This is a genomic window from Alcanivorax limicola (assembly GCF_019931215.1).
Classification (GTDB): domain Bacteria; phylum Pseudomonadota; class Gammaproteobacteria; order Pseudomonadales; family Alcanivoracaceae; genus Isoalcanivorax; species Isoalcanivorax limicola.
In genome coordinates, this window is sequence record NZ_JAIOUB010000002.1 from 744,982 (window position 1) to 769,514 (window position 24,533).

General features: G+C 63.2%; 26 protein-coding genes. 10 read left to right on the forward strand and 16 right to left on the reverse strand.

The features are described from left to right. Position 1: 1 nt before the first annotated feature. Positions 2 to 1,066, forward strand: a complete 1,065-nt coding sequence (gene hemE, locus K8B33_RS09375) for a uroporphyrinogen decarboxylase (RefSeq protein ID WP_223425827.1) — start codon at positions 2 to 4, stop codon at positions 1,064 to 1,066. A gap of 2 nt (positions 1,067 to 1,068) precedes the next feature. Here hemE and K8B33_RS09380 read toward each other — a convergent pair whose 3' ends face one another. Further along, entirely contained in the window at positions 1,069 to 1,734 is a 666-nt protein-coding gene (locus tag K8B33_RS09380; protein ID WP_223425828.1) for an acetoacetate decarboxylase family protein, read from the reverse strand. 42 nt (positions 1,735 to 1,776) lie between these two features. After that, positions 1,777 to 2,235 carry a YiiD C-terminal domain-containing protein gene (locus tag K8B33_RS09385; RefSeq protein WP_223425829.1) on the reverse strand — a complete coding sequence of 153 codons (459 nt, stop codon included), beginning with the start codon at positions 2,233 to 2,235 and terminating at the stop codon, positions 1,777 to 1,779. Between the two features lie 111 nt (positions 2,236 to 2,346). Here K8B33_RS09385 and K8B33_RS09390 point away from each other — a divergent pair, with 111 nt between their 5' ends. Further along, entirely contained in the window at positions 2,347 to 3,387 is a 1,041-nt protein-coding gene (locus tag K8B33_RS09390; protein ID WP_223425831.1) for a polysaccharide deacetylase family protein, read from the forward strand. Between the two features lie 17 nt (positions 3,388 to 3,404). Here the strand turns inward: K8B33_RS09390 and K8B33_RS09395 are convergent, their stop codons facing one another. The 7 genes from K8B33_RS09395 to K8B33_RS09425 all read right to left on the reverse strand — a co-directional run bounded on the left by K8B33_RS09395 (position 3,405) and on the right by K8B33_RS09425 (position 8,920). Further along, positions 3,405 to 4,196 carry a glucosaminidase domain-containing protein gene (locus K8B33_RS09395; protein WP_223425833.1) on the reverse strand — a complete coding sequence of 264 codons (792 nt, stop codon included), beginning with the start codon at positions 4,194 to 4,196 and terminating at the stop codon, positions 3,405 to 3,407. A 37-nt stretch (positions 4,197 to 4,233) separates the two neighbouring features. After that, positions 4,234 to 4,584: a 4a-hydroxytetrahydrobiopterin dehydratase gene (locus K8B33_RS09400; RefSeq protein ID WP_223425834.1), complete on the reverse strand. Its 351-nt coding sequence runs from the start codon at positions 4,582 to 4,584 to the stop codon at positions 4,234 to 4,236. Positions 4,585 to 4,630: 46 nt separating this feature from the next. Further along, positions 4,631 to 5,371: a hypothetical protein gene (locus tag K8B33_RS09405; RefSeq protein ID WP_223425835.1), complete on the reverse strand. Its 741-nt coding sequence runs from the start codon at positions 5,369 to 5,371 to the stop codon at positions 4,631 to 4,633. 111 nt (positions 5,372 to 5,482) lie between these two features. Next, positions 5,483 to 6,724, reverse strand: coding sequence for an acyl-CoA dehydrogenase family protein (locus tag K8B33_RS09410; protein WP_223425836.1), 1,242 nt, complete (start codon positions 6,722 to 6,724; stop codon positions 5,483 to 5,485). Between the two features lie 90 nt (positions 6,725 to 6,814). Further along, positions 6,815 to 7,522, reverse strand: a complete 708-nt coding sequence (locus K8B33_RS09415; protein ID WP_223425837.1) for a 2-phosphosulfolactate phosphatase — start codon at positions 7,520 to 7,522, stop codon at positions 6,815 to 6,817. 38 nt (positions 7,523 to 7,560) lie between these two features. Continuing rightward, entirely contained in the window at positions 7,561 to 8,157 is a 597-nt protein-coding gene (locus tag K8B33_RS09420; protein ID WP_223425838.1) for a hypothetical protein, read from the reverse strand. A 94-nt stretch (positions 8,158 to 8,251) separates the two neighbouring features. Continuing rightward, on the reverse strand, positions 8,252 to 8,920 hold the full coding sequence (locus tag K8B33_RS09425) for a ComF family protein (RefSeq protein ID WP_223425839.1): 669 nt from the start codon (positions 8,918 to 8,920) through the stop codon (positions 8,252 to 8,254). Positions 8,921 to 9,111: 191 nt separating this feature from the next. Between K8B33_RS09425 and bioB the strand changes: the two genes are divergently transcribed. Genes bioB through bioD form a run of 5 tightly spaced genes read left to right on the forward strand, consistent with a single transcriptional unit; the run spans position 9,112 to position 13,796 of the window. Further along, entirely contained in the window at positions 9,112 to 10,266 is a 1,155-nt protein-coding gene (gene bioB, locus K8B33_RS09430) for a biotin synthase BioB (RefSeq protein ID WP_223425840.1), read from the forward strand. Positions 10,267 to 10,287: 21 nt separating this feature from the next. Then, the gene (bioF, locus tag K8B33_RS09435; RefSeq protein WP_223425841.1) at positions 10,288 to 11,475 is read left to right on the forward strand and encodes an 8-amino-7-oxononanoate synthase; all 1,188 of its coding nucleotides are present in this window, start codon (positions 10,288 to 10,290) and stop codon (positions 11,473 to 11,475) included. Next, on the forward strand, positions 11,475 to 12,308 hold the full coding sequence (bioH, locus tag K8B33_RS09440) for a pimeloyl-ACP methyl ester esterase BioH (RefSeq protein WP_223425842.1): 834 nt from the start codon (positions 11,475 to 11,477) through the stop codon (positions 12,306 to 12,308). Before bioF ends, bioH begins: the two co-directional genes overlap by 1 nt. After that, the gene (bioC, locus tag K8B33_RS09445) at positions 12,305 to 13,108 is read left to right on the forward strand and encodes a malonyl-ACP O-methyltransferase BioC (protein ID WP_223426085.1); all 804 of its coding nucleotides are present in this window, start codon (positions 12,305 to 12,307) and stop codon (positions 13,106 to 13,108) included. Before bioH ends, bioC begins: the two co-directional genes overlap by 4 nt. 22 nt (positions 13,109 to 13,130) lie before the next feature. Then, positions 13,131 to 13,796 (forward strand): dethiobiotin synthase, encoded by a 666-nt coding sequence (gene bioD, locus K8B33_RS09450; protein ID WP_223425844.1) that lies wholly within the window; start codon positions 13,131 to 13,133, stop codon positions 13,794 to 13,796. On the opposite strand, the gene K8B33_RS09455 is transcribed toward bioD, so the two are convergent. Next, positions 13,797 to 14,864, reverse strand: coding sequence for an NAD-dependent epimerase/dehydratase family protein (locus K8B33_RS09455; protein WP_223425845.1), 1,068 nt, complete (start codon positions 14,862 to 14,864; stop codon positions 13,797 to 13,799). It lies immediately after the preceding gene. 200 nt (positions 14,865 to 15,064) lie between these two features. Between K8B33_RS09455 and K8B33_RS09460 the strand changes: the two genes are divergently transcribed. Continuing rightward, a complete protein-coding gene (locus K8B33_RS09460; RefSeq protein ID WP_223425846.1) occupies positions 15,065 to 15,853 on the forward strand; it encodes a dienelactone hydrolase family protein in 789 nt (262 codons plus the stop codon). Positions 15,854 to 15,874: 21 nt separating this feature from the next. Here K8B33_RS09460 and K8B33_RS09465 read toward each other — a convergent pair whose 3' ends face one another. The 4 genes from K8B33_RS09465 to K8B33_RS09480 all read right to left on the reverse strand — a co-directional run bounded on the left by K8B33_RS09465 (position 15,875) and on the right by K8B33_RS09480 (position 19,382). Continuing rightward, a complete protein-coding gene (locus tag K8B33_RS09465) occupies positions 15,875 to 17,464 on the reverse strand; it encodes an ABC-F family ATPase (protein WP_223425848.1) in 1,590 nt (529 codons plus the stop codon). A 197-nt stretch (positions 17,465 to 17,661) separates the two neighbouring features. Continuing rightward, complete coding sequence (locus K8B33_RS09470; protein WP_223425850.1) at positions 17,662 to 17,871, reverse strand: cold-shock protein; 210 nt, start codon at positions 17,869 to 17,871, stop codon at positions 17,662 to 17,664. Positions 17,872 to 18,150: 279 nt separating this feature from the next. Then, entirely contained in the window at positions 18,151 to 18,744 is a 594-nt protein-coding gene (locus tag K8B33_RS09475) for an OmpA family protein (protein ID WP_223425851.1), read from the reverse strand. A gap of 170 nt (positions 18,745 to 18,914) precedes the next feature. Then, positions 18,915 to 19,382, reverse strand: coding sequence for a flavodoxin family protein (locus K8B33_RS09480; RefSeq protein ID WP_223425852.1), 468 nt, complete (start codon positions 19,380 to 19,382; stop codon positions 18,915 to 18,917). Positions 19,383 to 19,513: 131 nt separating this feature from the next. On the opposite strand from K8B33_RS09480, the gene K8B33_RS09485 reads away from it, so the two are divergent. Further along, positions 19,514 to 21,283, forward strand: a complete 1,770-nt coding sequence (locus K8B33_RS09485; protein WP_223425853.1) for an SLC13 family permease — start codon at positions 19,514 to 19,516, stop codon at positions 21,281 to 21,283. Here K8B33_RS09485 and cueR read toward each other — a convergent pair. Then, positions 21,265 to 21,666 (reverse strand): Cu(I)-responsive transcriptional regulator, encoded by a 402-nt coding sequence (cueR, locus tag K8B33_RS09490; protein WP_223425854.1) that lies wholly within the window; start codon positions 21,664 to 21,666, stop codon positions 21,265 to 21,267. The genes K8B33_RS09485 and cueR overlap by 19 nt on opposite strands. Next, positions 21,663 to 23,948 (reverse strand): heavy metal translocating P-type ATPase, encoded by a 2,286-nt coding sequence (locus tag K8B33_RS09495; RefSeq protein ID WP_223425856.1) that lies wholly within the window; start codon positions 23,946 to 23,948, stop codon positions 21,663 to 21,665. The genes cueR and K8B33_RS09495 overlap by 4 nt, the downstream gene beginning before the upstream one ends. 120 nt (positions 23,949 to 24,068) lie before the next feature. Between K8B33_RS09495 and K8B33_RS09500 the strand changes: the two genes are divergently transcribed. Then, the gene (locus K8B33_RS09500; protein WP_223425858.1) at positions 24,069 to 24,482 is read left to right on the forward strand and encodes a hypothetical protein; all 414 of its coding nucleotides are present in this window, start codon (positions 24,069 to 24,071) and stop codon (positions 24,480 to 24,482) included. The last annotated feature ends 51 nt before the right edge of the window (positions 24,483 to 24,533 follow it).

Genomic DNA, 24,533 nt, shown 5'->3' on the forward strand with positions numbered 1-24,533 from the left:
CATGGCAACCTTTCCGGCACTCAAGAACGACCGCTTTCTTCGTGCGCTGAATCGTGAACCGGTGGACATGACGCCGGTGTGGATGATGCGCCAGGCGGGGCGTTATCTGCCCGAGTACCGTGCGTCCCGGGAGCGTGCCGGTTCCTTCATGGATCTGTGCATGAACGCCGAGCTGGCCTGCGAAGTGACCATGCAGCCCTTGGCGCGCTACGACCTGGATGCGGCCATTCTGTTTTCCGATATCCTCACCATTCCCGATGCCATGGGGCTGGGGTTGTATTTCGAAACCGGCGAAGGTCCACGCTTCCGCAAGACGGTGCGCACGGCGGCGGAGATTGATGCGTTGCCAGTGCCGGATGCAGAAAAGGATCTGGATTACGTCATGCGCGCGGTAAGCACCATTCGCCACGAGCTCAATGGCAAGGTGCCGCTGATCGGCTTTTCCGGTAGCCCCTGGACGCTGGCCACTTACATGGTGGAAGGCGGTTCCTCGAAGGACTTCCGTCATCTCAAGGCCATGGTCTACAGCCAGCCTGAGCTGGCACATCAGCTGCTGGACAAACTGGCACGCTCGGTGACCGATTATCTCAATGCCCAGATTCGCGCCGGGGCTCAGGCGGTCCAGATCTTTGATACCTGGGGCGGCGCGCTCTCGGCAGAAGGCTACAAGACGTTTTCCCTGCGCTATATGCAGCAGATTGTCGACGGCCTGATTCGTGAACACGATGGCCGCAAGGTGCCGGTGATTCTGTTCACCAAGAATGGCGGCCTGTGGCTGGAAGATATCGCCGCCAGCGGCTGTGATGGTGTTGGCCTGGACTGGACCATCAATATCGGTCGCGCCCGGGAGCGCATTGGCGGGCAGGTCGCGTTGCAGGGGAATATGGACCCGGCGGTGCTGTACGCATCACCTCAGGCGATTCGCGCCGAGGTGAAACGTATTCTGGATGATTTCGGTCCGCACAATGGCCACATCTTCAACCTCGGCCACGGCATTACGCCCCAGGTGGACCCGGCCCACGCCGGTGCCTTCATCGAGGCGGTGCATGAGTTCAGCCAGCGCTGAACTCAAGATGAAAAGGTGTCCGCCACCGGGAAGTTCATCCGGAAGGCGGGCATATAGCCGCCTGCGATGACGCGGCCCTTCTGGATTTCCGGGAAGTGCACGCCGTCGGCCCAGCTTTCTGTCAGTTGCCCGCGACACAGGGTGCCGCTGGCGGACGGCGCATAGATAAACGTCTTGCCCTCACGAACCTGCCCCAGTGTGCGCAGGCGGCGCGGTACCAGCGGCGCAAACACCGGCACACCCAGCCGCCCGTGTCGCAACGTCAGCCGACAGAACACCTGCCCGTCCTGTGATACCGTCACCGTGTCTTCCCGCTTGCCGCGTACCACCTCGAAGCTGGCCAGGTCCTTGGGGATGCCCCAGTTGTTCTGGCCGTTGACGACGCTGTCCTGGCTGGACACATAGATGTGCCCGATGGACAGATGGCGGTGGCCGTCGACGAAGTCATAACTGCCCGGGATAAACAGCAGCTCGTGGTAGGGCCCCACATTTGAGTCGGTATAGTCCACGAACATCATCAGGCTGTAGCGGCCTGCGGGCTCGCCGAGTATCGCCGGCACGCCGGCTTGTTCGATGCGCTGTGCGTCCGGCAGGCGTAACGCGATGGCGTAGGCGCGCCCTGTCAGTTGCCAGGGGGCAGGCGCCTCACGTACGGCAGCGGATGACATGACGTTCTCCTTCGAGGGCTTTCCGGCGGCCAGACAAATGATTTACATGCCGATCTTGCGCAATTGATACAGGTTGCGGCAGATCGCGACGACTTCGCCGCTGGTGTCTTTCAGCTCACATTCCCATTCAAAGTCTGCCTTGCCGTTGGCGTCCGCTTCGGACTGGATGCGCTGTACTTCCTCTTCGGTGATGCGGACTTCAACCGTGATATCGGTTTTTGCCGGGCGCCGGAAACGGATCTGCATGTCCTTGACGATGGGGTAGAAATTGCGCGTGTCGAAGGTGGACAGGAAGATCACGCCGCCGGGCAGCTCCGCCAGGGTAAACAGCGCACCGGCATACATGGTGCCGATGTGATTGACGTTCGGCGCCAGGGGCATGCTCATCTTGCAGTAGCCGCGCTCCAGTTCGTCCACCGTGGAGCCGCAGCGCGTGGCAAACGGAAACGGGGTGGAGGCGGCGGTCTTGATGGTGTCGAGTTGTTCCTTGCTCAGGGACATGTCAGGCTCCAGACTTGTTGCTTCACGGTACGTGAAGTACACGGCATGGCGGGATGCTAGCACCCGCTGCCAGAGCCAACACTAACCGAAACTGACAGACCGGTGATGCAAATGATCAGACTGCTTGCCCTGTTGCTGCTGGTGTCCGCCGCGTTGCCTGCGCAGGCTGCGGTGATTCTGCTCTATCACCACGTCAGCGATACGACACCTGCCGCCACCTCGGTGACGCCGGCGCAGTTCCGTGAACATCTGCAGCGCCTGGATGAGGAAGGCTTCGAGGTCGTGCGCCTTGATGAGCTGGTGCAGCGCGTTCGGGATGGCGCAGACCCGCGGGAGAAACTGGCCAGCATTACCTTTGATGATGCCTACGACAGCATCATTGATAACGCTATCCCGATGCTGGAGGAGCGCGGTTGGCAGGCCACGGTCTTCGTGGCCACTGAGCCGGTGCAGCAGCGCCGCAGACCAATGATGAGTATCGACCAGATTCGGGCGCTGCATCAGCGCGGCCACCTGATGGTCAACCACAGTCATACCCATCCGCACCTGGTGCGCCGTCAGGATGGCGAGTCCTCGCGCGCCTGGCGCAAGCGCATCAGTGATGATGTGCAGCGGGGCCAGGCGCTGCTGGAAGAATGGATCGGCGAATCCTTGCCGAAATACTTCGCCTATCCCTACGGCGAGCATGACCCGGCCGTGCGTGAGCTGCTGGGCAACCTGGGTTACATCGGCTTTGCCCAGCGCAGCGGCGCTCTGGACGGCAACGTGAACTGGCTGGACGTGCCGCGCATTCCGGTCAATCGACAGTTCGCGAACTGGGATGGGCTGGGCGACAAGGTGCGTGCCTTGCCGATGCCGGTATCCCGCGTCACGCCGGATGCCAGCATTACCGAAGAGGCTCGTCCTTCTTTTGAGCTGACATTGCCGGAGAGCTGGCATGGTCGCGGGCTGAATTGCTTTGCGCGCGGTCAGGCTGCGAAAACCGAATGGACTGCGGGGCAGGGCGCGGCGCGCGTCAGGGTGACTCCGGCCGGGGATCTTGCCGCCGGCCGCAGCCTGGTCAATTGCACGGCAAGTGCCGGCGGCGGACGCTTCTACTGGTATTCGCACCTGTGGATGCGCAAGGCCGACGGTCGCTGGTATGCGGAGTGAGCCACACCACGAGCAGATCAGTAGTCCGCAAATTCATTCAGATTGTTGACGCGAATGACGCTGCGAATATGGTCGATATAGGTGTCGCCGATTTCGGCGTATAGCGAGAGGCCGGCTGCCATGACATGGCCGCTGGGCGAGGCGCCCTCGTGCCGCTGGCGCTCACGCAGCGCGCGCAGCTCGCGGTAGGCCGGATGGGAGTTCAGGTTGCGCATGTAGCTGGAAACGGCGGCGTCCAGTGAGTCAAAGCGTTGCACCTCATAGCGGGCGCCCAGTGGGCGTCGCGCAGGCACCACGCCACAGCCAGGGCTGAAGCACCACTGGCCAAAGTAGTTGTTGGCCTCTTCCGCGAAGCGGGAGGTGCCCCAGGCGGACTCCAGTGCGCCCTGTGCCAGTGCCAGATCGGCCGGTACGATATCCACGCGACGTAACAGGGTATTGAGCCAGCCTGCCGTGATGTCCTCGCTCTCCTCCGGTACCGACAATCTGTAGCGCGAGGCCTGCTCTGCCAGCCAGGTGTATTCGCTCTTTGTGACGTGTGTGCCCCGCTCGCGGCGTTCCAGAATTCCCTGTACCTGTTCGCGCTCGGTGAGCAACTCCCGGTTGCTGGCCTGCACGGCGGGCAGCATCATATTGATGAACAGCGCCTTGCGTGCCGCCGTCTCATCATCGGGGATGGGCCAGATGGGCGGCTCCTCCGGCTCCGGCTGATAGTCCATCTGAATGTGCCAATGCAGGATCAGCGTCGGCGTCAACGCGATCAGGAGCAGCCCCGCCACAGCGGCAGCGATCAACAGGGAGTGTTTCAAGCAGTTTCTTCCCGCAGAGAGAGTCGTCTTCGACGCCTCAGGTGTTCAGCGTGTCTGTTTTTGCTGCACAGATGAAGTCATTGCGGTGCAGGCCGGCGATCTTGTGGCTCCACCATGTCACGGTAACCTTGCCCCATTCGGTCAGCAGTGCCGGATGATGGCCTTCGGCTTCTGCCAGATCTGCGACGCGCCGGGTAAAGGCCATGGCCTGGACAAAGTTGCTGAAAGTGAAGGCCCGTTCCAGCTTTTGTACGCCATCTTCCTCGATCAACTTCCACTGTGGCAATGATTGCCGCCATTCGCGGATCTCTGCCTCGGTTGCCTGCGGGGCGTCGGCCCGGCAGGCGTCACAGCTTTCCTGGGCCAGTGTGTTGTGCTCGGAAGACATATGCCTCTCCTTTGGTTCATTCCGCCTTCGGATTCGCTCAGCCAGTTCAGTCCGGGCTGCACAGCCTTTCCGGTCCGCGCACGCCCGGCGCCATGCGTGCCAGCAGGCGCCGCAAGCGCTCCATCTCAGAGGCGCTGCGTTCGCGCCCCGGAATCGCCATGGCCTCTGCCAGGTGCAGCAGCACGGACTTCATTTTTTCCGGCATCAGCACCGGCTGCCGGTGCTGCACCACGTATATCATCTCACCCTGTTTGAACAGCAGAAAGCCGTAATAGTGCCTGCCACCGACGGCACCGGCCTCTGGCTGGCGCGAAGGGTCCACATCCAGACCAACAATAGCAAACAGTGAGCGCGGTGTGGCGTCCTGGAGAAATTCCCGGTGCGCGGCCTCGACGGACGTAATCATGGCCGTCGGCGCGATCTTGTCGCGCAGATAGTGGTTGAGCACCAGATTCATCAGCGTCAGGTCCGAGGCAAAGCGGGGTGTATCGAAATTCGGGTTGCTCTCGGCGCGGTGGTAATCGATGCGGAACATACGCCCGCTGCCGTCCCAGAAGGTGGTAGAGCCGCTGTGGGCATCGCAGCGCTCTTCCAACGTGACTTTGCCACGAAAGGTATTGATCGACAGGTCCACGGCGTAGGCCGCGGCCGGTGCGTAATAGGTATCACCATCGCGCTCGCCCTGCAGCCGCTGGCAGCCGCTGGTGAGCGCCGCGATGGCGATCAGAAGAATGGCACAGGTAGATGTGCGGCCATGCCGCCACCGGGAGGTGTGAGCTGTCGTCATTATTCTCGCCCTGATTCTTGTTATTGGTGTCTGGGACTGGGTGTCGAGGACTGTCAGGCTTGAAGAATAACACGAAGGGCGGGCAATGTAGCATTGCCCGCCCGCGCGGGCTCAGTCGCGGCTCAGCAGGTCTCTGGCAATGGCAATGATCTGCATTTCATCGGTGCCGGCATAGATTTGCAGGATCTTGGCGTCCCGCATCAGCTGCTCCACTCGGGATTCGCGCATGTAGCCATAGCCGCCATGTATCTGCACCGCCTCGGTGCTGACCTCCATGGCTGTCTGGGCGGCATACAGCTTCATGGCAGAGGCCTCCGCCATGGTCATCAGCTTGCCGCTGGCCACGGTTTCCAGATAGCGGAACACCATGTTCTGCAGATTCATGCGGGCCACTTCCATCTTCGCCAGTTTCAGCTGGATCAGCTGGTTCTGGCCAATGGGGCGGCCGAACTGGGACCGGTCTTTGGCGTACTGGACCGACAGCTCCAGGGCGCGCTCCACCATGCCCAGTGCCATGGCCGCGACCCCGGCCCGCTCCTGCATGAAGGTGGCTTTGGCGCCGGAGCGACCGTAGCTGTCCTCGCTGCCGCCCAACAGGCGATCCACACCGACCTTCACATCACTGAGGAACAGCTCGCCGGTGGGCGAGGCGCCGATGCCCATCTTCTTGAAGGGTTTGGATTGCTCCAGACCCGGCATGCCCTTGTCGAGAATAAAGGACACGATCTTGCGGTCCTGCGGCGCCACGCCTTCTTCATCCAGTTTGCAGATCAGGATGATGGTGTCCGCATACGGCCCGTTGGTAATCCAGGTCTTGCTGCCGTTGATGATGTAGCCGCCCTCGCCATCACGCTTGGCCAGCGTCTTCATCTGTCCGAACGCATCAGAGCCGGAGTTCGGCTCGGAAATCGCCCAGGCGCCGATCTTCTCCATGGTCAGCAGCGGCAGCGCCCAGCGCTCCTTCTGCGCGGTGGTGCCCTTGCTCATGATGGCGCCGCCCCCCAGGCCCATGGAGACGCCCATGGCGGTTACCAGGCCCTGGCAATGCCGGCACAGCTCGATGATCGGGATCATGGTCATGGCGGCCTGTTCGCCCGCGCCAGCGGAGGCGCCGTCCTTCTTCTTCTCTTCCACCTGCTCCCCGGCAGCAATGGCTTTCTCGCGGGCGATCTGCTTGTCGAAGTTCTGCTTCGCCATCACATCCATGCCGAAGGTCTTGATCATCTTGCGCAGGATGTCGTACGGCGGCACGCCGTTGTACTCGATATCGTCCAGCTGGGGCACGACTTCTTTCTGGACGAAATCCCGCACCATGCCCTGAATCATGCGCTGCTGTTCATTCCATTCGATCATGGAGGCTTCTCCCGGAAGGCTGATAGAAGGTTGATTCAAACAACCGTTTGATTAACAGCCTACAGCAGCCGACCGTGAAGTCACATGACTTTAAAGGACACCCGGGGTGGACTCTTTGCCCTGCACCAGCGGTACCGCGTGAATGGCAATGGGCGCCTCGCCGGTAACCTCCATGGCAAAGCCGGTGGGTTCGCAGCGGGCGGCCATGTCGATATCTGCGGCGCGCAGACGGGGGTTGCTCCCGTTCAGGAATTTGACGGCAGAGCGTGCCTGCCGGGTGCGCGTCCGGGCCTGATCCCGGCTGATGCCGGCGCCGCCCAGCAGCAGGCTGAGATATTCGGCGCAGGCCATATCCTCGTCGCCGGTGGGGTGGGAGGCCACCAGCAGCACGTGCCGGGGGTTGCGGGCGCGGATCATCTCGGCGGTTGCCGGGGCGCTGATCAGGCCGGTGACAAACAGGCCGGCGCAGGGCCGTGCGTTGAGGGTGGCTTTCATGCCATTGGTGGTGCGCATGATCAGGGTGCGCCCGGCGAGATCCGCGTTATCCACTTCCCAGGGCGAGTTGCCGAAATCAAAGCCCTCAATCGGCAAGGCGTCGACCTCACCAGCCAGCAGGGCGCGGGGGAACTGTTGCCGCAACGCAAACGCCTGCTCGGCAGTTGCTACCGGCAATATCTGCGTCACGCCGCCAACGAAGGCAAAGTGGGTGGTGGTGAAGGCCCGGATCACATCGATGACGACGGTGATGCCATCCGGGTTGGGCGGCGGGTAGTGGCCCTGATAGATCGTGATATTCAACACGGCTCCCTTTAACGCGGCAGCGGGTAAAACGGCAGCTAGAACAGCAGGCCCACGCCCCAGGTGGCGTTATTGAAGGCGTCATATTTGCCGCTGTAGCGTTCCACCGCAATGGTGAAGGTGATGCGGTCTGCCAGGAGCAGCCGTTGGCGCGGCGTACTTTCCTGTGTCAGGAAATCCACGATGGAACGAAAATTGAAGTCCGAGCGCAGCCGCAGCAGTTCGCCCTGATTGCCATAACCGCCCTGGAACTGGATGATCCGGCCGAAGCCTACGCCAGCGTAGACATTGTTGACCCGTTTTTCAGCGACACGTTCGGCATCCGCATCCGGTGTAGACGAGCGGGCGTCGCCGAAGGTCTTGCTGCCAATACCGGCGTTCAGCGCCACGCTGGAATAATTGGCATCGACGAAGAAACCGGTCTCCACGTCGGCGCTCGGATCGACCCGGCCGATGGACAGTACGGTGCCGCGGATCAGGTGCACACCGCCATAACGCTCCTGATCGGCGATGGCTGTGCTGGTGCCAAAGAGGGCAGCCAGGCAGGCAACCAGGGAGATCAGGGTTCTGGCCAGCCTGGCCTTGAGCATCGTCTGGAACGTGGCGTCTATCGTGCTTTTTGTTTTGTGCATCATCAGGAGAGCCCCACACAACCGGTCGGCTGCATGCCGACTCTTGTTCGCGCATTATGCCGTGTCCGGCAGGCAATGCGTAGGTGGGTCTCGCAGATCAGGTGTCCGACGGTCCCGGCAGCGTGCGCGCCAGTGCCCACACATCGACCCGCGCGGCGCCGGCGCGCAGCAGTGCGAGCGCGGCGGTCTGTGCGGTGCTGCCGGTGGTCACGACGTCATCCACCAGTGCCAGGTGCAGGCCGTCTACGGGACGGTCGACAATCAGTGCGTTGCGCAAATTACGACGTCGGGCGCTGGCGTCGAGCCCCTGCTGGGAGGGTGTGGCAGTAGGCCGGATCAGGGCCGGTAACACGGGAATAGCCAGCCGCGTGGCCGCCGTGTCCGCCAGCCGTGCAGCGGGATTGAAGCCACGCCACCACAGCCGTCGCCAGTGCAGCGGCACGGGCACCAGCGCTTCCGGGCGCGGCACAGCCAGACGGCCGTCGGCGATCAGTGCCAGCTGTGTGTGCCAAAGATGCAGCAGGGGACGCTCCAGCACCAGGCGCCGCTGGCGCTTGTAGCCCAGCAACAGCAAATCCAGCGGAAACTGGTACGCCAGCGGGGCAACGACCCGATCAAAGGCGGGCGGGTGGCGCAGACAACGGCCACACAGCGGCGGCAGATCACCCGCCGCGCCGCCGTCGCGACCAGCGCCTGCTGCCAGCGGCAAGCCGCAACGGCAGGCACCATACCCGCCCGGCCGCGCGCCGGGTTGCCAGATTGCCATGGGGGTGATGTCTGCCAGGCATCCTGCACACAGGCCCGACGGGATCTCGGCGGGCAAGCGGCAGAGGGGGCAGGGTGGCTGGAGCAGGTTAAAAATTGTCCATTCGTAAACTTTTGAGATGCTCATCTGGTTGACATGTCCCTGTCGGCTACCTAATCTGCCCCCAGACTAGCCGCCCCGGAGCAGGGAACATGACAGCCATTACCGCCAATTCACCGACGACATCCGCCCCGTCTTCTGTCAGCCAGGGCGCACGCGCCGGCACCCGCCACGACTGGCGCCGGGATGACATCGAGGCGCTGTTTTCCCTGCCCTTCAACGATCTCCTGTTCCAGGCCGCCTCGGTGCACCGGGCCCACTTCGATCCCAATGCGGTGCAGGTGTCCACGCTGCTGTCGATCAAGACCGGTGCCTGCCCGGAAGACTGCAAATACTGCTCCCAGTCCGGGCACTACAACACCGAGCTGGAAAAAGAGAAGCTGCTCGAAGTGCAAAAAGTGATCGAGGAGGCGAAGCAGGCCAAAGAGAAAGGCGCATCCCGCTTCTGCATGGGGGCCGCCTGGCGCAGCCCGCGTGAGAAAGACATGGCCTACGTCCTGGAGATGGTCAAGCAGGTCAAGGCGCTCGGCATGGAAACCTGCATGACCCTGGGGATGCTCACCAAAGATCAGGCGGACTCGCTGGCAGATGCCGGTCTCGATTACTACAACCACAACCTGGATACCTCGCCGGAATACTACGGCAAGGTGATCACGACCCGGACCTATGATGACCGGATCAACACCCTGGCCAATGTCCGCGATGCGGGCATGAAGGTGTGCTGCGGCGGCATCGTCGGCATGGGCGAAGGGCGCCACGATCGCGTCGGCCTGCTCCAGCAACTGGCCAACCTGCCGCACCATCCTGAATCAGTGCCGATCAACATGCTGGTCAAGATCGAAGGCACGCCGCTGGCGGATGTCGATGATCTGGACCCGTTCGAGTTTGTGCGCACCATTGCGGTGGCGCGCATCCTGATGCCGGAATCGTTTGTGCGCCTGTCTGCCGGGCGTCAGGAAATGAACGACCAGACCCAGGCCCTGTGTTTCATGGCCGGTGCCAATTCCATCTTCTACGGCGAGCGTTTGCTCACCACCGACAACCCGGAAGCGACCCACGACCGGCAGCTGTTCAATCGCCTGGGCATTCACCCGCTGACGCTGGAAGCCGGAGACTATTCCGACGAAGCGGCCGAGCAGGCCCTGCAGGCGCAGATCGCCGGGCAGGAAGCGGAAGAACAGGGGCTGTTCTACGACGCCATGGGCAAACGCGCCGCGAAACCGGTGCTGAACAAACGCGTCTCCTGAGCCGCCGGCCATCTCGCCAGCATGTCCGCCCCCGCCAGCACGGCCCAGGCATCTCACCCCTTTGATCTGGCGCCGGCGCTGGCCGAGCGCCGGCGCCTGCATCGCTACCGCCAGCGTCTGACCCAGACCGCACCCGCCGGGCGGCAAGCGCGGGTGGACGGCAGGCACTATCTCAACTTCTGCGCCAACGACTATCTCGGCCTGGCCAACCACCCGGATGTGATCCGCGCGCTGCAGGACGCTGCGAGCGATACGGGTGCGGGCAGCGGCGCCTCCCATCTGGTCTGTGGCCACAGCTATCATCATCACGCATTGGAAGAGGCCCTGGCAGACGCCACCGGGCGCCCCCGGGCCTTGCTGTTTTCCACCGGTTATATGGCCAACCTGGGAATCATCGGGGCATTGCTCGACAAGCAGGACGCGGTATTTCAGGACCGCCTGAACCACGCTTCACTGATCGACGCCGGGCTGGCCTGCGGCGCCCGGTTCCGCCGCTATCTCCACAATGATCCGGCCAGTCTGGGAGCCCAGCTCGATAAAGCCGGTGATGCCCGCCGCAAGCTGGTGGTCACTGATGGCATCTTCAGTATGGATGGCGACGCGGCGCCACTGGCTGCGTTGTGCGATGCCGCAGAAAGCCGTGACGCCTGGCTGATGGTGGATGACGCCCATGGCTTCGGCGTGCTCGGCCCGCAGGGCGCAGGCACCCCTGCCGCGCAGGGCGTGGATCATCGGGTGCCGGTGTATATGGCGACACTGGGCAAGGCGCTGGGCAGCTTCGGCGCCTTCGTGGCGGGCAGTGACGATCTGATCGAGACGCTGATCCAGTTTGCGCGACCCTACATCTATACCACCGCGATGCCACCGGCCGTGGCGGCGGCGACTCTGGTCAGCCTGCGGCTGACGCAGGCTGCCGATGATCGCCGTGAGCTGCTGGCGGCGCATATCCGCCGCTTCCGTGACGGCGCGGCACAGCTCGGCTACACCCTGATGGATTCCGCGACCCCGATCCAGCCGCTACTGATCGGCAGCGATGCCGATGCGGTAGCATTGAGCGAGCGGTTGCGAGAGCGGGGCTGCCTGATCTCCGCCATCCGCCCACCCACGGTGCCCGAGGGCACGGCCCGGTTGCGCATCACCCTGTCTGCCGCGCACACGCCGCAGGATGTGGATACGCTGCTGGCTGCACTGGAGGAGAGCGCACGCTGATGGCGACACTGATCCCGTTTCATAACACGTACCAGAGCACAGCGGCTGAGCCGGACGGGCCCCAGAGCGAGAAAAGGGACCTGGTGTTGTTGCATGGTTGGGGCCTGCATTCCATCGTCTGGGATGACGTCATGCCCGGCCTGCTGGCGCATTTTCGTGTGACCGTGATTGATCTGCCCGGCATGGGCCAGAGTCCACTCCCCAACGACGATTACACGCTGGATTTTCTGGTGGAACAGATGGCCGCAGTGATGCCGGACAAGGCGCATGTTCTGGGCTGGTCCCTGGGTGGCATGGTCGGGATCGCCCTGGCGGCCCGGTATCCCCAGCGGGTGCAGTCCCTGATCACGGTCGGCACCAGCCCGCGTTTTACCACCGCCGACGGCTGGCCCGCCGCCATGGCACCGGCGATTCTGGATAAATTCACGGAAGTGTTCGACGAAGACGAAGCGGGCACCCTGATCCGTTTTCTCGCCCTGAATTGCAAGGGCAGCGCCACCCAGCGTGACGACACGCGGCGGCTCAAGGAAATCCTTTATTTTTGCGGGCTGCCGGCGGGCCGGGCGTTGCGCGGCGGTCTGGCGATTCTGCGTGATGTCGATCTGCGCGACGCACTGGCCAGCCTGAAGCAACCGTTGCTGATGCTGTTCGGCGAGAACGACAATCTGGTGCCCGCCGCTGTGATTCCCGACATCCAGCACCTGCACCCGGAAATGGACTGGGCCCTGCTGGCAGACATGGCGCACGTACCGTTTGTGTCGGCGCCGGATATCTTTCTGCAGGCGGTGCTGGATTTCTACCGGGAGCAGGAGATCGTCCCGTGGGAAGCATGAGTCCGCCCGCCGCGACGCCGGGCAGCCGTGCGGTCAGCCGTCATTTCGGTGGCGCCGCCCGCACCTATGATGCCCACGCCGATGTGCAGCTCAGTGCCGCCCGCGCCCTGATCGCGTTATTGCCTGCTGATCTGCAGCCGACCCGGGCGCTGGACCTTGGCGCGGGCACAGCGCCCATGGCGCGCCGGTTGCAGGAACGTTTGCCGCAAACCCACTGGCTGGCACTGGATATTGCCCTGCCGATGTTGCAGGAGGCGCAAACCCGCGGCCGCCTGAATGCGCGCTATAGCGCCGTGTGTGCCGATGTCATGCGCCTGCCGTTGGCGCACCAGAGCATGGATCTGCTGTACTCCTCCTTCGCCCTGCAGTGGTGCCAGCAATTGCCTGCGCTGGCCGCCGAACTGACCCGTGTCACCGCACCCGGCGGGGTCTTTGCCCTGTGCGTGCCGGTGGCCGGGACTCTGGGCGAGTTGCGCGACAGCTGGGCCGAAGCGGACAGCGCGCCACACGTCAACCGCTTCCATACACTGCAGGACTGGGAGGCGGCCTTTGTCGCGGCGGGCTGGTTCACCGAGACCGCGCATCAATGGCAAGTACAGCAGCATTACCCGGACGTGCGCGCCATCAGCCATATGCTGCGCGCCACCGGCGCCCATCATGTCTTCCGCAGTCAGCCCCAGGGCCTGACCGGCCGCCGCCGCCTGCAGGCCATGATGGCGGCCTACGATACCCGTCGCACCGATGCGGGTCTGCCGGTGACCTGGCAGATCGGTCAGCTGGTGCTGCGGCGCCCCGAATAAGCCAGCAACCGGATACACCACCATGACTGACAGACCTGTTCCCCGCGGCCGCTTTTTCATCACCGGCACCGATACCGGTGTCGGCAAGACCTGGGTCGCCAGCCGCCTGCTGGAGCGCGCCAGCGCCGCCGGCTTGCGCACCCTCGGCCTGAAACCCGTGGCCGCCGGCGCTGATGACATGCCCTCTCCCTGCGGCACGCATACGGGCCCCACCAACGAAGACGCCCGCGAGTTGATGCAGGCCGCCAGCATCAAATTGCCTTATGACCAGATCAATCCGGTGCTGCTGCAGGCGCCCATGGCGCCGCACCTGGCTGCCGAACAGGAAGGCAAGCGGCTCTCTGTGGCGCGCCTGGCGGGGTATGTACGGGGGGCGCTGCTCAGTGAGCAGGCCCGGGAGCCTGATCTGCTGCTGGTGGAAGGCGCGGGGGGCTGGCTGGTGCCGCTCAACGATCGGGAGACCCTCGCCGATCTGGCCAAAGAGCTGGAACTGCCGGTGATACTGGTGGTGGGGATGCGCCTGGGCTGCCTGAATCACGCCCTGCTCAGCGCAGAAGTGATCCGCGCCAGCGGCTTGCGGCTGGCGGGGTGGGTCGCCAACCGGCTGCCGGGCGAGCCGATGCCGGCGGTGGAGGAGAACGAAGCGACGCTGACCCAGTGGCTGCGCGCGCCGCGTATCCGGGCGTGATCAGCCTCTTTTGCGCACCAGCCCATCATCCAGCGCTTGCTGGAAATGCTCGGTCAGCGTGTCGGCCAACGGCCGGTACTGCACGCCCAGCGCCTTGCTGCGGCGGTTGTCGAAGCGAATCTTGTGGCCCACATTCAGGCGAATGAACTGGCGTGTGACCGGGCCCATCAAGGGGCCGAAGGCCCAGGCGATCAGCTTCGGCGCACGCAGGCGCGGGAACGGGTAGGCCTTGCCGAAATGGCCACGCAGGATACGCGCGATGCCCAGCATGCTGATGTCCTGATTGACCAGAATATAGCGCCCGCTCGCATCGGGGCTGAAGGCCGCCAGCAGGTGCGCGCGGGCCACATCCCGCACATCGACCACGCCGAAACGCAGGTCCGGCACCCCGGTGCGCAGGCGGCCATCACCGATCTGGCACAGGGCATCAATGCTGGCGGATTTGCTGGCGTTGGTCAGTGACGGGCCGTAGACCATGCCGGGATTGATGGTGGCCATGTCCCAGCGTTCTTGCTGAGAGTGTATGGCCCAGGCTTCACGTTCGGCGGCGAGCTTGGAGTATTGATACGGGTTGTGGGTCTCGCTGCTGGTGGTATTCCAGTCGTCTTCGCTGAAGGCCGCCTTGCCGCTGCGCGCGAGATCCGCATTGTCGCCATAAATCGCGGCGACACTGCTGGTGACAATCACACGCTTCACGCTGGCGTTGCGGTTCACCGCTTCCAGCACATGGCGGGTGCCTTCAACGGCAGGCCGGACCAGCGCCTCGTGGGCGCTTTTGAAGCCGGTGAGCACAAACGGCGATGCGGTGTGCATCACGATATCGCAGCCTTGCATCGCAGCATCAAAACTCTGTGCGTCCAGCAGATCCGCCTTGAACAGCTTGAGTGTGCCCGGTGCCTGTGCCGCAATGGCCTGCAAGTGAGCAACGCTGCCAGCGTTATCCGGATTGCGCACCGTGGCGTGCACGGTGTGCCCGGCATCCAGCAGATCCTTGACGATCCAGCCCGCAATGTAGCCGGAGGCGCCGGTGACCATGACGGTGGCGGGGGACTGATCAGGTGACGTCATTGTGTTTCTCCGGAGGCTGCTGAAAAGCTGGCATCATAGCAGCTTGTGGCCGGACGACGATGACACGAGGCGAGAGCGGCGGTTTACCGCGCGGTACGGGCGGCATTGTCGAGGGGCATTGTGGAGGGCAGGGTGCCGGAATCTGCTATTGTCTGGTCTCTGCACATCTGATTTCTGCACAAGGGGAACGGTGAGGTGTTATGACGTCTTCATTAAAGGGATTTGAGCAGCAGTACTATGATTTGCTGTCCGTGCCGCGCACTGTATTTGTCCGTGGCTCCGGACCGGCGGTGGTCGTGTTGACGGAAGTGCCGGGCATCACGCCCCAGGTGGCAGCTTTTGCCGAACGGGTGGCGGATGCCGGCTTCCGGGTCTATATGCCGCAGTTGTTCGGTACGCCGGGCAAGCCGTTGACCAAAGCCTATGCCGCGCAGACCCTCGGCAAGATATGTATCAGTCGCGAATTCCGGGTGCTGGCGGCGAACCGGTCGAGCCCGGTGATTGACTGGCTGCGGGCACTGGCCCGGCAGGCACATGAAGAATGCGGCGGCCCCGGCGTGGGGGTCGTGGGGATGTGCCTGACGGGGAACTTCGGGCTGGCGATGATGCTGGATGCGCCGGTCATCGCCCCGGTGCTGTCGCAGCCTTCATTGCCGGTGGGCCCGACCCGTGCCCAGCGTGCGGCATTGCATGCTTCCGATGAAGAGGTCGCGGCGGCCCACGAAAAGATCGCGTTGCAGGGCGCGCGTATTCTGGGGCTGCGCTTCAGTCAGGATATGCTCTGCCGGGGCGAGCGCTTTGATCGCTTGCGGGAAGAGTTCGGTGACGCGTTCGAGGCGATCGAGATCGATGCGCGCCATGCCCGCCAGGGCACCGGCACGCCGGCCCACAGTGTGCTGACCACGCACCTGATTGATGAGCAGGGCGAGCCGACCCGTGAAGCGCTGGATCGCACGCTCGCCTTTCTGACGGAGCAGTTGCGGCCTTAGGGTTGTCTCAGGCAGCGCCCTTCAGGCAACACCCTGGCTGCGCAGATAGTCTTCATAGCTGCCGTGGAAATCGACGATGCCGGTGGGCGTCAGTTCGATGATCCGGGTGGCCAGGGATGACACGAATTCCCGGTCATGGCTGACGAACAGCAATGTGCCGGGATAGTTTTCCAGCGCCAGGTTCAGCGACTCGATGGACTCCATGTCCAGGTGGTTGGTGGGCTCATCCAGCAGCATGATGTTCGGGCGCTGCAGCATGATCTTGCCGAACAGCATGCGGCCCTGTTCACCCCCGGAGAGCACGTTGACCTTCTTGGCAATGTCGTCCTGGGAAAACAGCAGCCGGCCCAGCGTGCCGCGAATCACCTGCTCGTCGTCACTGGGCTTGCCCCACTGATTCATCCAGGGGATCAGCGTCAGCGGATCGGCAAAGTCCGAGGCATGATCCTGCGCGTAATACCCCAGCGTGCTGTTTTCGGACCACTTGATCTCACCGGCGCTGGGCGCCAGGTCACCGACCAGGCAACGCAGCAGCGTGGTCTTGCCCACGCCGTTGGGGCCGATGATGGCGACGCGCTCACCGACTTCCACCGTCAGATCCAGATCCGCAAACAGCTCCTCATCAAAGCGTTTGGCCAGCCCCTTTACTTCCAGCGCGTTGCGGAACAGTTTCTTGTCCTGCTCGAAGATGATGTACGGGCTCTGGCGGCTGGAGGGCTTGATTTCCTCCAGCTTGATCTTGTCGATCTGCTTGGCGCGGGAGGTCGCCTGCTTGGATTTCGAGGCATTGGCCGAGAAGCGGCTGACGAAGTGCTTCAGATCGGCAATCTGCGCCTTCTTCTTGGCGTTGTCAGACTGTACCCGTTCACGCGCCTGGGTGGAGGCAGTCATGTACTCGTCATAGTTGCCCGGGTACAGACGCAGCTCACCGAAATCCAGATCCGCCATATGCGTGCAGACACTGTTGAGAAAGTGGCGGTCGTGGGAAATGATGATCATGGTGCAATCGCGCTGGTTGAGAACGCCTTCCAGCCAGCGGATGGTGTTGATATCCAGGTTGTTGGTCGGTTCATCCAGCAACATGATGTCCGGGTCCGAGAACAGCACCTGGGCGAGCAGCACCCGCAGTTTCAGGCCGGGGGCAATATCACTCATAAGGCCGAAGTGCTGCTCCACGGGAATGCCCACGCCCAGCAGCAGATCGCCGGCCCGGGACTCGGCGGTGTAGCCGTCCATTTCCGCGAACTCACCTTCCAGCTCACCGGCACGCAGCCCGTCTTCCTCGGTCATTTCTGCCTTGGCGTAGATGGCGTCGCGCTCTGCCTTGATCTGCCATAGCTCGTCGTGCCCCATGATGACGGTATCCACCACCGAGTATTTCTCGTAGGCGAACTGGTCCTGGCGCAGCTTGCCGACGCGCTCGTTCGGATCCTTGGAGACGTTGCCGGAGGAGGGGACCAGATCACCACCGAGAATCTTCATGAAGGTGGACTTGCCGGAGCCATTGGCGCCGATCAGGCCATAGCGGTTGCCGTCGCCGAATTTGACGGAGACGTTCTCGAACAGTGGCTTGGGGCCGAACTGCATGGTGATGTTGGCGGTGGTCAGCAATGTCTTCTTCCGGAATCAGAGGGCAGGGGCGTACAGGCAGGGCGGCGATGGCGCTGCAAGGGGCGCGGAGTATGCCACACCTGGTCCCTGGGGTCATTTCCGGCGGTGGTGGTCGGCGCCACAAAAAAAGGCCGCACCGGAGTGCAGCCTTTTTCTGGTCAACCCGGCCGGAGCCGGGTTGCACGCTATTCTGAAATTCAGATAGCGACGATGTTCTCTGCCTGAGGACCTTTCTGGCCCTGAGTTACAGTGAACTGTACTGCCTGACCTTCGGTCAGTGTCTTGAAGCCTGAGCCAGAGATAGCGCTGAAGTGAGCGAACACGTCAGGGCCGCCTTGCTGCTCGATGAAACCAAAACCTTTAGCTTCGTTGAACCATTTTACAGTGCCGGTTACGGTATCGGACATGATATAAATTCCTGTTTTCATAAGTAATTTTGCCTGCCGTCATCAGCCATTAGGGATGATGTTGGCGAGCGGTTTGGTGCTTTAACACGGTGTACTTACTTATAAAGAACAGACCGAACACTACCGAAACGGGCATCGAAATGGATCTTATAAGAAGACTTCGTACTGTCACACCCCGTATAGACTAGGCTAATCTGCCCGGTAGTCAATGATTATTTCCCGTGAAGGCTCCCCGTCGGGCGCTGCGGCACCGCGTTGCGGGCCGCAGCGCGAGGGCGGTTAGCGTGCGATGGCACCATCAACCGCGATTTCGACGCGGCGGTTCTGGGCCCGACCCTGAGCGGTGTCGTTATCGGCAATGGGCTTGTCGAAGCCATGTCCTTCGGTCTCGATCTTGTCCGCCTCGATGTCCTTTGACACCAGATAGGCTTTCACCGATTCGGCGCGCTCTTTGGAGAGTCGCTGGTTGAGTGCGGCGCTGCCAGTGTTGTCGGTGTGGCCGGAGACGGTGATCATGGAGACGTTGCTGCCCATCTCCTTGATCTGTGCGGCCAGAACGTCCAGTTCACGCTTGCCGTCGTTGCTCAGCTCGGCGCTGCCGATGGCGAAGGTGGCGCCAGCAGACAGGGTGACTTCGTGCAAACGCGGGGCGCGGGGGCGGGGCGGCGGTGGAGGGGCAGGCTCTGCGCGGGGCGTGGCAACCAGGTCCGGGTCGCATTCCACTGTGGCTTTTTCTTCGCTCCATGAGCCTGTGCGCACACAGTTCCCGTAGCCGTCTCGTACATGCTCGCCATCACTATCCAGCCAGTATCCGGGCTGGGCATGCGTGGCACCGGCAACAACCAGTGCCAGAAGGGGCAGCATCCGTTTCATAAGTCACTCCTCATACGTCACTTCGTATTCCTGACAAAGGGAGCACGACGACTCCCGGTCCCGGCGCTGCCGAATGCAGCGCCCTGTTACCTGCAAGGCCTTTCCATGATGCCGATATCAGTCAGGGCGGAGTGTAAAAAACGGCTATATTTAAGGTGGGTTTTGTAAGTTCAGAAAATGCCGTTGTCGAGGCCGGCGGCCATATACAGGCCCAGCGCTTCGCAATCGGCCTCGAACTGATCCTGCCATTCTCCCCGGCAGGTCAGCATGTCCTGTACCAGCTTCCAGCGCAGGCCGGTGAGGATGCTTTCCAGTGCCCGGCGTGTGCCGGTACCGTCGTGGCCGGCGCGGATATACACGGCGCAAGGCAGCCCCTGCTTTTCTTCCAGTACCGGGTAGTAGCTGCGATCAAAGAAATCTTTCAATGCGCCACTCATGTAGCCCAGGTTTTCGGTTGTGCCGAGGATGATGCCATCGGCCTGTCGCACGTCATCCGGCCCGGCTTCCAGCGGCGGCAGCCAGCGCGTCTTCACGTTCTCGATATCGTCATGGCTGGCGCCGCGCAGCACGGCATCCACCAGCTTGCGTGTATTGGCAGACGGCGCGTGGGCGACGACCAGCAGTTGTTTGGCGGGCATCGTCTGTCTCCGTTGATGGCCTTTGCTGTCAGTGTAAAAGGAATGACGCCGTATCTACCAATGACGACCTCGACCACTGACGGTGGAACGGGCATGCTGACGCTTGGTCCTGCACAGGAGTCTTGTCGGTCATGGAATTTGCCCACATCAGCATGTTGGGGCTGTTGCTGATTGTCCTGGTGTTGTTCGCCTGGGGGCGATGGCGCTACGACGTCGTGGCATTGATGGCGATGCTGGCGGTGGTGCTGGCGGGCTGGGTGCCCGCCAATGATGCGCTGGCCGGCTTCGGCCACCCGGCGGTGATTACTGTGGCGGCTGTGCTGACCATCTCCCGTGCGCTGAGTAACGCCGGCACGGTCGACCTGCTGACGGCGCGCATCATGCCGCTGACCGGATCGCTGTATGCGCATATCGGCCTGATGGCACTGGTGGTGGGTTTCGCCTCGGCATTTATGAACAATGTCGGTGCCCTGGCGCTCATGTTGCCTGTGGCGCTGGCGTCGGCGCGCAAGCGTGAACGCTCACCGGGCATTCTCCTGATGCCGCTGGCGTTCGGCTCGATTCTGGGCGGCCTGGCCACAGTGATCGGCACCCCGCCGAATATCATCATCGCGACCTATCGTGCAGACCTGACCGGTGAAGCTTTTTCCATGTTCGATTTCACGCCCGTTGGTGGGCTGGTGGCACTGGCAGGCATTGCCTTCGTGTCATTGATCGGCTGGCGTTTGCTGCCACGGGGCGTGGGCGCGGACGGTGGCGGGCATGTGGAAATCGACAGCTATATCTGTGAGCTGCGGGTTGCTGAAGACAGCAGCCTCATCGGCGAGCGGCTCGGCTCCCTCTCCGAGGTCTTTTCCGACGATGCCATGGCGGTGGGGCTGGTGCGTGGCAAGAACCAGTATATGCACCCGCACGCCTGGCGCGTGCTGGAGCAAGGTGATCTGCTGATCGTGCGCACCGACCCGGAAGCGTTGCGGCCATTGCTGGAGAAAAACGGCCTGGAGCTGGTCGCCAGCAAGCTCAGCGGGCTGGAGAACATCAAACCGGAGGACCTGCGTCTGGTGGAAGCCACGGTACCGCCGCGCTCGCCACTGGAAGGGCGTAACAGTGCCTTTCTGCGGCGCCGGACTGGGCAGACGGTGAGCGTGGTGGCCATGGCCCGGGAGGGCGCATCCATCCGCACCCGGGTGCGCGATCAGACGTTTCGGGCCGGCGACGTGTTGCTGCTGCAGGGGGAGCCGGACAGCATCGATGACAGCATTGCGGACCTGGGCCTGCTGCCGCTGGCCGAGCGGGATATCAAACTCAACCGGCCCATGCGCGCCCTGACCGGCCTGGCGGTGTTCGCCCTGGCGCTGGCGCTGGGGGCGACAGTGATGTCACTGCCAATTGCCCTGCTACTGGCCGTGGTGGTGTATGTGCTGATTGATCTGTTGCCGGTGCGCGAACTGTACCGGGATATCGACTGGTCGGTGCTGGTGCTGCTGGGCGGCATGATGGCCGTGGGGCAGGCGCTGATGACCACGGGCACCACGGATCTGGTGGCCGCCTCTATTGTGCAGGTGACCGGCGGCCTGTCGCCGATCTGGGTGCTGACCCTTATTCTGGTTGCCACCATGTTTCTGTCCGATCTGGTGAATAACGCCGCCACGGCGCTGATCATGGCGCCGATTGCCTATGGTGTATCCGTGCATATGGGCGCGAACCCGGATGCCTTCCTGATGGCGGTGGCGATCGGCGCCTCTTGCGCGTTCCTGACCCCCATCGGCCACCAGTCGAATACCCTGGTGATGGGCCCGGGGGGCTACCGGTTTGGCGACTACTGGCGCATGGGCCTGCCGCTGGAAATCATCATCGTGCTGGTGGCGGTGCCGGCGATCAGCTATTTCTGGCCGTTGTGAGCCGCGAATGCATCCAGTATCGGGCAATCGGGGCGCGCGTCACCGTGACACTGGCGGGCGAGGGTTTTCAGCGTGTCCGCCATGGCCTGCAGTGACGCGATGCGTTCATTGAGCGTCTCAATGTGCGCATTGGCCAGGCGTTTCACATCGGCACTGGCGCGGCTCTTGTCCCGCCACAGGCTGGTCAGCGTGCGCAGCTGTGCCATGGAGAACCCCAACTCCCGTCCCCGACGAATGAACAACAACATGTGGATGTCATCCTCCCGGTAGTGCCGGTAACCGGATGCCGAGCGCGGTGGCGCATCAATCAGACCGATGCTTTCGTAGTAGCGGATCATCTTTGCGGAAACGCCGGAGGCGTCCGCTGCTTCACCGATCTTCATGCGTGCTCCCCCTGTTCGTCGCCCGTCAGACCTGCGGGCCGGAAGCGCTTCAGTCGCAAGGCGTTGGTCAGCACGAACAGGCTGGACAAGGCCATGGCGCCTGCGGCAAACACCGGTGAGAGCAGAATGCCCAGCGGCACATAAAGCACCCCGGCGGCCACCGGAATCAGCGCAGTATTGTAGGCGAAGGCCCAGAACAGATTCTGGCGAATATTGCGCAGCGTGGCCCGCGACAGGGCAATGGCGCGCGGCACACCCGGCAACTGGCCGGACATCAGCACCACATCGGCGCTCTCGATGGCGATATCGGTCCCGGTGCCGATGGCGATGCCGACATCGGCAGTGGCCAGGGCCGGGGCATCATTGATGCCGTCGCCGACGAAGGCGACAGGAGTACCGCCTCGACGGAGCTTCTCCAGTGCCTCGACCTTGCCGTCCGGCATGACCTCGGCGAGCACGTCATCAATGCCGGCCTCGCGGGCAATGGCTTGCGCCGTGGCCCTCTGGTCGCCAGTGATCATCACGACCTTCAGGCCCATGGCCTTGAGCTGGGCGATGGCTTGCCGGGCATTCGGTTTCAATGCATCCGCGACGGCGCATAGCCCGGCGAGTTGCCCGGCCACCGCCACATAGAGGGGCGACTTCGCTGCAGCGGACAGGCTGGCGGCCTCTTTTTGCATGGCAGAGGTGTCGACGTTCTGGTCCTCAAGCCATTGCCGGTTGCCCACCAATACACGCTCTCCGCCCACGGTGGCCTCGATGCCGCGCCCGGCCGTGGCGGAGAACTGCGACGTGGCGGGCAGCGTCAGGCCTGCGGCCTCGGCGGCATCGACCAATGCCCGGCCCAGTGGATGTTCGGAGCCCTGTTCGGCGGCGGCCACCTGCGCCAGCAGCGTGTCACGATCCTGTCCCGCAGCCGGTATCAGATCCGTCAGGCGCGGTTCGCCCCGGGTCAGGGTGCCGGTCTTGTCGAACGCCACGATGCCGGTGTCGCGCAGGCTTTGCAGTGCTTCGCCATGGCGGAACAGAATGCCCAGCTCGGCGGCCCGTCCCGTGCCGACCATGATGGATGTCGGGGTGGCGAGGCCCATGGCACAGGGGCAGGCAATGATCAGTACCGCCACCGCATTGACCAGCGCAAACGTCAGCGCCGGTGTCGGCCCGAGCAGCAGCCACACCACAAAGGTGACGACGGCTGCCGCCATCACGGCGGGCACGAACCACAGGGTGACCTTGTCCACCAGCGCCTGGATCGGCAACTTGCCGCCCTGAGCGGCTTCGACCATGCGCACGATGCTGGCCAGCACCGTATCCGCGCCGACACGTTCGGCACGAAAGACAAAGCTGCCCCGCTCATTGACGGTGCCACCCACCACCTTGTCGCCGGGCTCCTTGGCCACCGGCAGCGGTTCGCCGCTGATCATGGATTCATTAACGAAGGAACTGCCCTCTGCAATCTCGCCATCCACAGCGATGCGCTCGCCGGGGCGCACGCGAATCCGGTCACCGGTCACCAACTCGGCAACCGGGACATCCTGCTCACGGCCGTCGCGTTGCACCCGCGCCGTGTCCGGCTGCAATTGCAGCAGATGCTTGATTGCGCTGCTGGTGCGGCCCCGGGCCCGCGCCTCCAGATAGCGGCCCAGCAGAATCAGCGTGACGATCACGGCGGCGGCTTCAAAATAGATATGCGCGGTGTCTTCGGGTAACCAGTGCGGCGCGAAAGTGGCCACCATGGAATAGCTCCAGGCGGCGGAGGTGCCCAGCGCGACCAGTGAATTCATATCCGGCGCGGCGCGCAGCAAGGCGGGCACGCCGGCGCGAAAGAAACGCAGCCCCGGACCGAACAGTACCAGCGTGGTCAGCAGTGCCTGAATGAGCTGGTTGGGCCGCTCGCCGATGGTGTGCATCACCCAATGATGCATACCGGGGATCAGATGGCTGCCCATCTCCAGCACAAATACCGGCAGGGTCAGCGCTGCGGCAAACCAGACTGCGTGTTTGAGGGCCTCTGCATCCTTTTCCCGGGCGTCTGCCGCCGGTGAATCTGCGCCAGGGGTGTCGCCTGTCGCCGTGGCGCCATAGCCTACGTCAGCGACGGCGGATTGCAGTGTCTCGACCGTGGCGTCGCCGGAGTGCGTGACGTTGGCGCGTGCCGTGGCCAGATTCACCGTGGCCTCGGTCACGCCGGGCACCGCGTTGAGCGCCCGCTCGACTCTGCCGACACAGCCGCCACAGGTCATGCCGGTGATATCCAGATCGATCCGTTTTTTGCCGGACATATAGCCCTCCGCGCCCTCTGCAGGCCTGCTTCTGAATGAGATCAGGCGCAGGATCAACCTTACCACCATGGCAAGGTCAAGCGTGCGGGAAAGCGGGTGCCGGGTGCGGAGGGCTCTGCTATGCTCAAGCCTATGTTGCTACGTTATCTGATTGCAGTGCTGTGCATGATGACCCTGCCGCTCATGGCGCAGGGGCATGGCGGCTGCGCGGACGGCGAGCCCTCGGCAGCCGATCCGGTCAGTGCGCACGCAGCCGCTCCGCAGCAGCACAGCGATCCGGATGCTGGCGATCGTGCTGTTGGTGAGCATGCCGTTAGCAATCATGCCACCAGTGATCATGCCGTCATTGATCATGATTGCGGCGATTGCGACACCCTCTGCCTGATCAAGTGCAGCACCGCCAGTGCGCTCACCGTGTCGGTGCTGCAGTGGCACAGTGACACCGTCGATATCTTCTTCGAGCAGCGGCACTTCCCGCCGCTATCTGCCCATACTTCGCCGCTACTGCGGCCACCCTCCCTGCGCCTTGCCTGAATCGCTGCGGGTGCATGCGCGCTAATCCCGTGCTGCGCCTTGCCGGTCGCG